Here is a 6116-nt window from a genome sequence, read left to right on the forward strand (position 1 = left end):
GTATATCCCTATCAAGAATTAATGGGTTCACTACTAGATTTATAATAGCGTACCTTATTGCCATCATCTAACTTAAATCCTACTCTATCAGCCTTCTTAGTTGCAGCGTTGTAAATAGCAATGTTTGATATATGAACGGGTTTTTCAATCTCTGTGATACCACCCACCGTTCCCTTAGCAGGATTAGGTTTCACGTGCTTTTTAACTTTATTCAGCCCCTGAATTACAACGTAATTTAATGATTCGATCCGCTGAACGACACCTCTCTTACCCTTATCTTTCCCGCAAATGACAACGACGTCATCGCCTTTTCTTATTTTCTTCATATTTTCCTCAATTGTCCTCACATAACTTCTGGAGCCAACGACACAATTTTCATAAACTTACTCGTGCGTAACTCCCTTGTTACAGGGCCAAAAATACGTGTGCCTATAGGTTCAAGCTTTGCATTAAGAATCACCGCCGCATTACCATCAAACTTTATCAATGACCCATCAGAACGGCGCACTCCTTTTGCCGTTCTCACTACCACTGCATTATAAACTTCACCTTTTTTAACTCTTCCACGCGGCGCGGCATCCTTAACAGCAACCTTAATGATGTCCCCAATTCCGGCATATTGGCGCTTTGATCCGCCAAGCACTTTAATACACATCACGGAACGCGCACCTGTATTATCTGCAACGCTAAGAATTGTCTGAGGTTGAATCATTTGTTTTAGCCTATTTGTAAATTTTAGATTCTATGTCTATTCATTATCCATTACGGATCAACTTCACAACTCGCCATGACTTTGTTCTAGATATGGGGCGCGTTTCAGAGATCTCTACCAAATCACCAGTATGAAATTCATTGTTCTCATCATGAGCATGTATTTTTTTAGAGCGTGTAATGGTTTTACCATACAAAGGATGTTTAATTTTTCGCTCTACTAAGACCGTAATAGTTTTGGCCATCTTATCACTTACGACTCTACCTATGAGAGTATTTGCTTTATTATTTAAGGTCATAGCGTTCTTATTCTTTCATTCAGTACAGTTCTCACTCGAGCAATATCTCGCCTAACCAATCGAAGCTGCGATACATTCTCTAGCTGCTGGGTAGCATGACGTATACGTAGATTGAAATGAGTTCTTAACAGAGACAATAGTTCTTTGTTTAATTCATCATTGTTTTTTTTCTTTAGCTCGTTTGCCTTCATCGATCTAACTCCCTATATGACGAACTATGAATATGGTTCTAATTGGTAGTTTTGCAGCCGCTAATCTAAAGGCCTCTCTCGCTAATTGCTCATCAACACCATCCATCTCATACAACATCTTTCCAGGTCTAATCTCAGAAACATAATACTCTGGATTACCTTTACCTTTCCCCATTCGAACTTCTGCAGGTTTTTGCGAAATAGGTTTATCTGGAAAAATTCTAATCCAAATTCTTCCACCTCGTTTAATGTGTCTCGTCATCGCTCTTCGTGCAGCTTCAATTTGGCGAGCAGTTATTCTTCCCCTGCCTATTGCTTTCAAGCCATATTCACCAAAGCTTATCTTGTTTCCACAAGTTGCAATGCCGGTATTGCGCCCTTTATGCTGTTTGCGATATTTTGTTCGTGCCGGTTGAAGCATTTTGCATGTTGTCCTTAACTATTAGATAGAACAAATCTTTTCATGTTATCTGTCAATATAGTTTCTTAAATTTACTCTAAACTATATTGTTTTCTCTGGTACTACTCTTTCCGCTCTTTTTTTATTATCTTCTAGATTGATAGTATGCGAATTGGTGGTTGCTTCACGATTCCTTGCTTCAAGTTGTTCACCTTTAAATACCCACACTTTAATCCCTATAATCCCATACGTTGTTCGCGCTTCTGAGGTAGCATAATCTAAATCGGCACGTAACGTATGTAGCGGCACTCTGCCTTCGCGATACCATTCCGTTCTGGCGATTTCTATACCATTCAGGCGCCCGGAGCTCATTATCTTGATTCCTTGCGCACCTAATCGCATAGCATTTTGTATTGCTCTTTTCATTGCTCGCCGAAACATGATTCTCTTTTCTAACTGTTGGGCAATGTTATCTGCTATTAACTGCGCATCGATCTCAGGCTTTCTGATCTCTTCAATGTTAATGTGCACTGGAATCTGAATTAACTTTTCGAGCTCTTTTCTCAAAACCTCAATATCTTCGCCTTTTTTACCAATGACGACTCCTGGTCGTGCACTACAAATCGTTATCCGTGCATTTTTTGATGGGCGCTCGATAATAATTTGTCCGACAGAGGCGTGCGCTAATTTTTTGCGTAAATATGCTCGCACTTTAATATCTTCATTAAGCAATTTCGAAAACTGATTTCCATGTGCAAACCACTTCGATGTCCAGTTTTTTAGCACAGAAAGACGGAATCCCGTCGGATTTATTTTTTGGCCCATAGTTTTATATAAAGGTAAGCTCTTTCTATAATCAATTGATTATCTATCACTAACTGTTAACAATATGCGACATGTTGGTTTTACAATACGATTTCCGCGACCCTTTGCACGCGCACTCATGCGCTTCAAAGATATACCTTGGTCGACCAATATTTTTGAAATCAATAACTCATCCACATCCGCACCTTCATTATGCTCTGCGTTCGCAATAGCAGATTCCAGTAACTTCAGAATGATATTTGCTCCCTTCTTCGGACTAAATCTCAATATCTCGACCGCTCGAGCAACTCTCAATCCTCGAACTTGGTCAGCCACTAAACGACCTTTCTGTGCAGATAATCTAACACTGGGTAATGTTGCAGTTGCTTGCATGTTTTAATTCCTATTTTCTTGAGCCCGCGGTCTTTTTATCGCCTGAATGTCCTTTGAAGGTTCGAGTTAAAGAGAACTCACCTAATTTATGGCCGATCATATTCTCAGTAATAAAAACAGGTATATGCTGCTTGCCATTATGTACCGAGATAGTTAGCCCAATAAAATCGGGGACAATTGTTGAACGACGTGACCATGTTTTAATTGGTCTTTTGTCGTTGTTCGCTTTTGCTGCCAATACCTTGCTGTATAAATGTAAGTCGACGAATGGACCTTTTTTAACGGAACGTCCCATAAATTATTAACCTTTCTTAGCAAATCTACGACGCACGATCATACTATCCGTTCTTTTATTTCTTCTTGTGCGATATCCTTTGGTTGGTAAACCCCACGGACTAACCGGATGTCTTCCTGCTGCTGTCTTACCTTCACCACCACCATGTGGATGATCAATCGGGTTCATCGCCACACCTCGAACAGTAGGTCGAATGCCACGCCATCTCATAGCGCCAGCTTTACCGATCGATTTTAAATTGTGCTCGTCGTTTCCAACTACCCCAATCGTAGCTCTACAATCTATATGTATTTTTCGGATTTCTCCAGACCTCAGCCTGATCTGTGAATAACTCCCTTCTCTTGCAAGTAACTGCGCTGAAGCACCGGCTGAACGTGCTAGCTGCGCCCCTTTACCCGGTTGCAACTCAATGCAGTGTATGGTGCTGCCTATTGGAATATGGCGGATCTGCATCGCATTTCCTGTTTTAATAGGTGCTTTAACACCGCTAATCAATTTAGCACCTACTTCTATTTCCTTTGGGGCGATAATATAACGCCGCTCTCCATCGGAGTAACATAACAAAGCAATATGCGCACTCCTATTGGGATCGTATTCTATCCTTTCAACGTTAGCCACTATCCCATCCTTATTTCGCCGAAAGTCAATGAGGCGATAATTTTGTTTATGGCCACCACCCTTGTGACGGGTTGTGATCCGTCCTGTGTTGTTGCGGCCCGCTGTCTTTTTTTTCTTTTCAATTAACTTATGATAAGGATCGCCCTTGTACAAATCTTTGTTTACTATCTTTATTACCGCACGTCTTCCAGGAGAAGTAGGTTTTACATTGACTAAAGTCATTATTTATCATCTCCCTGCTTTAAATCTGAAAAACTTAACTCTTGCCCTTTTTTAACCCCAACGTAGGCTTTTTTCCAATTCGAACGCTTTCCTAGAAATTTGCCAAACCGCTTTTCCTTACCCTTAATATTAGAGATTTGTACTTTCGTGACCTCTATTTTTTGTGATTTCCAAAGATATTCGATTGCAGCTTTTATTTCATCTTTAGCCGCGTCTGGCAAAACGCGAAAAATATATTGATTATTTTTCTCAGCAATCAATGTGGCCTTCTCTGAAATTTGCGGCGCTAAAATGATCTGCATTGCTCTTTCTTGATTTATGCTTCGTGATCTCATTTAAGCATCTCCTCAAGCTTCCCGACAGACTCACGGCTCATTAGAATTTTATTATATTTCAGTAAGCTTACCGGATTTAAGTGAGCGACATCGATCACACTTACTGTCGGAACGTTTCTTGATGACAAATACAGATTATCATCAATATTCTCAGTAATAATTAAGGCGCTAGACACATCAAATACTTTTAGTTTTTCTAAGAATTCTTTAGTTTTAGGTGTCGTTACCATGAATTCATCGACCAACAACAGTCTCTCTTCACTTACAAGGCGCGAAAGTATGGCACACATTCCCGATCTATACATCTTTTTATTTACTTTATGAGCAAAATTCTCTTGTGGATTGCTTGGAAAAATCCTTCCACCTCCTCTCCACAATGGATTTGACGCCGCACCTACTCTCGCTCTCCCTGTTCCTTTTTGCCTCCAAAGCTTGTGTGTAGACTTAGCAACACTGGAACGATTTTTTTGTGCGCGTGTTCCTGTCCTAGCATTAGCCATGTATGCAACAACGATCTGGTGCACCAATGGTTCATTGTATTCTCTCCCAAATATTTGATCGGAGACAGTTACTTTACTTGTTTTACCATCAGAATCTATACACTTTGCTTCCACCGCTCATCTCCGCTCTTTGGTAATATCATTAACACCTAATGCTTGTCTTACGCCTTTTTACCTTTCGTTTTCACCCCTGGTTTGATTACCACAATCGAGGTTTTTGCTCCAGGCACAGTCCCTTTTAAATGTATCAAATCACGTTCAGTGTCTATTCGCAGTATCTCAAGATTCTGAACAGTGCATTTTTCTCCACCCAGTCTGCCTGACATTTTCTTACCTGGAAAAACTCGACCGGGATCCTGAGCCATGCTTATAGAACCAGGCACATTATGCGATTTGGAGTTACCGTGACTAGCCCTATTCGATGAAAAATTATGCCTCTTGATCGTCCCAGCAAAACCTTTTCCGATACTGTTGCTTGTAACATCAATTTTCTGCCCAACTTTGAACATATCCAAGCCAATTTTTGTGCCCGGTTGAATATTATTTAGTTGTTCAGATTCAACACGAAATTCTTTTATGACAGCGCCAGCCTCAACGCCTGCTTTTGCCAGGTGTCCTAAAATAGGTTTATTTAATCGATTGGCTCGACGCTCTCCATATGTGACTTGGATTGCTGAATAACCATCTGTTTCTATTTTTTTTATCTGAGAAACGCGGTTATTAGAGACATCTAGAACCGTCACAGGAAAACTATCACCATTATCAGTAAAAATTCTGGTCATTCCAATTTTTTTACCGATTAACCCTATACTCATCAATCTATCCTTTTACAAGCTTACTTTACTGAATAGTCAATCCACTCATATTTCAAGCGATTATAGCTTGATCTCGACATCTACCCCCGCAGGTAGATCTAATTTCATTAAAGCATCAACTGTCTTGTCTGTTGGATCCAGAATATCCATCAAGCGCAAATGCGTGCGAATCTCAAATTGATCACGGGAAGTTTTATTTACATGCGGTGAACGCAATACGTCAAATCGCTCTATTCTAGTTGGTAACGGTACCGGCCCTCTGACAACTGCACCAGTCCATTTTGCTGTTTCTACAATCTCCATCGCGGATTTATCTATCAATCGATAATCGAAAGCTTTTAGCCGGATGCGTATTTTTTGATTTTGCATATTAACCCTAAAATTAGTTGATCACTTTTCAAAATCCTGAATTAGATCACTAATCGAATTGCTGTTTAACTACTCGATAATTTTTGCAACAACACCCGCTCCAACGGTCCGACCGCCTTCACGAATCGCAAAACGCAAACCTTCTTCCATCGCAATCGGTGCAA

The 6116-nt window shown here is 40.3% G+C and carries 14 protein-coding genes; all 14 read right to left on the reverse strand.

Annotation, left to right across the window (positions count from 1 at the left end; all coding sequences use genetic code 11):
* Positions 1 to 11 precede the first annotated feature (11 nt).
* Positions 12 to 326 carry a 50S ribosomal protein L24 gene (rplX, locus tag C8R30_RS03350; RefSeq protein ID WP_090669202.1) on the reverse strand — a complete coding sequence of 105 codons (315 nt, stop codon included), beginning with the start codon at positions 324 to 326 and terminating at the stop codon, positions 12 to 14.
* 17 nt (positions 327 to 343) lie between these two features.
* A complete protein-coding gene (rplN, locus tag C8R30_RS03355; RefSeq protein WP_090669199.1) occupies positions 344 to 712 on the reverse strand; it encodes a 50S ribosomal protein L14 in 369 nt (122 codons plus the stop codon).
* A 43-nt stretch (positions 713 to 755) separates the two neighbouring features.
* Positions 756 to 1010: a 30S ribosomal protein S17 gene (rpsQ, locus tag C8R30_RS03360; RefSeq protein WP_090669196.1), complete on the reverse strand. Its 255-nt coding sequence runs from the start codon at positions 1008 to 1010 to the stop codon at positions 756 to 758.
* Positions 1007 to 1201, reverse strand: coding sequence for a 50S ribosomal protein L29 (gene rpmC / locus C8R30_RS03365; protein WP_090669194.1), 195 nt, complete (start codon positions 1199 to 1201; stop codon positions 1007 to 1009). The genes rpsQ and rpmC overlap by 4 nt, the downstream gene beginning before the upstream one ends.
* Before the next feature lie 4 nt (positions 1202 to 1205).
* Positions 1206 to 1622 carry a 50S ribosomal protein L16 gene (rplP, locus tag C8R30_RS03370; RefSeq protein ID WP_090669191.1) on the reverse strand — a complete coding sequence of 139 codons (417 nt, stop codon included), beginning with the start codon at positions 1620 to 1622 and terminating at the stop codon, positions 1206 to 1208.
* 81 nt (positions 1623 to 1703) lie between these two features.
* A complete protein-coding gene (gene rpsC / locus C8R30_RS03375) occupies positions 1704 to 2426 on the reverse strand; it encodes a 30S ribosomal protein S3 (RefSeq protein ID WP_107784345.1) in 723 nt (240 codons plus the stop codon).
* A 39-nt stretch (positions 2427 to 2465) separates the two neighbouring features.
* On the reverse strand, positions 2466 to 2798 hold the full coding sequence (gene rplV, locus C8R30_RS03380) for a 50S ribosomal protein L22 (protein WP_090669185.1): 333 nt from the start codon (positions 2796 to 2798) through the stop codon (positions 2466 to 2468).
* Between the two features lie 10 nt (positions 2799 to 2808).
* On the reverse strand, positions 2809 to 3093 hold the full coding sequence (gene rpsS, locus C8R30_RS03385; protein ID WP_090669182.1) for a 30S ribosomal protein S19: 285 nt from the start codon (positions 3091 to 3093) through the stop codon (positions 2809 to 2811).
* A gap of 6 nt (positions 3094 to 3099) precedes the next feature.
* The gene (rplB, locus tag C8R30_RS03390) at positions 3100 to 3933 is read right to left on the reverse strand and encodes a 50S ribosomal protein L2 (protein WP_090669179.1); all 834 of its coding nucleotides are present in this window, start codon (positions 3931 to 3933) and stop codon (positions 3100 to 3102) included.
* Positions 3933 to 4268 carry a 50S ribosomal protein L23 gene (gene rplW / locus C8R30_RS03395; protein WP_090669175.1) on the reverse strand — a complete coding sequence of 112 codons (336 nt, stop codon included), beginning with the start codon at positions 4266 to 4268 and terminating at the stop codon, positions 3933 to 3935. The genes rplB and rplW overlap by 1 nt, the downstream gene beginning before the upstream one ends.
* Positions 4265 to 4882 (reverse strand): 50S ribosomal protein L4, encoded by a 618-nt coding sequence (rplD, locus tag C8R30_RS03400; RefSeq protein WP_090669172.1) that lies wholly within the window; start codon positions 4880 to 4882, stop codon positions 4265 to 4267. Before rplD ends, rplW begins: the two co-directional genes overlap by 4 nt.
* A 47-nt stretch (positions 4883 to 4929) precedes the next feature.
* Complete coding sequence (gene rplC / locus C8R30_RS03405) at positions 4930 to 5583, reverse strand: 50S ribosomal protein L3 (RefSeq protein ID WP_107784346.1); 654 nt, start codon at positions 5581 to 5583, stop codon at positions 4930 to 4932.
* A gap of 60 nt (positions 5584 to 5643) precedes the next feature.
* The gene (gene rpsJ, locus C8R30_RS03410) at positions 5644 to 5952 is read right to left on the reverse strand and encodes a 30S ribosomal protein S10 (RefSeq protein WP_107789540.1); all 309 of its coding nucleotides are present in this window, start codon (positions 5950 to 5952) and stop codon (positions 5644 to 5646) included.
* 69 nt (positions 5953 to 6021) lie between these two features.
* On the reverse strand, positions 6022 to 6116 hold a 95-nt coding region (locus tag C8R30_RS03415), incomplete at its 5' end, for an EF-Tu C-terminal domain-related protein (RefSeq protein WP_072445389.1).

The sequence above is a fragment of the Nitrosomonas nitrosa genome (assembly GCF_003051105.1).
Lineage (GTDB): Bacteria > Pseudomonadota > Gammaproteobacteria > Burkholderiales > Nitrosomonadaceae > Nitrosomonas > Nitrosomonas nitrosa.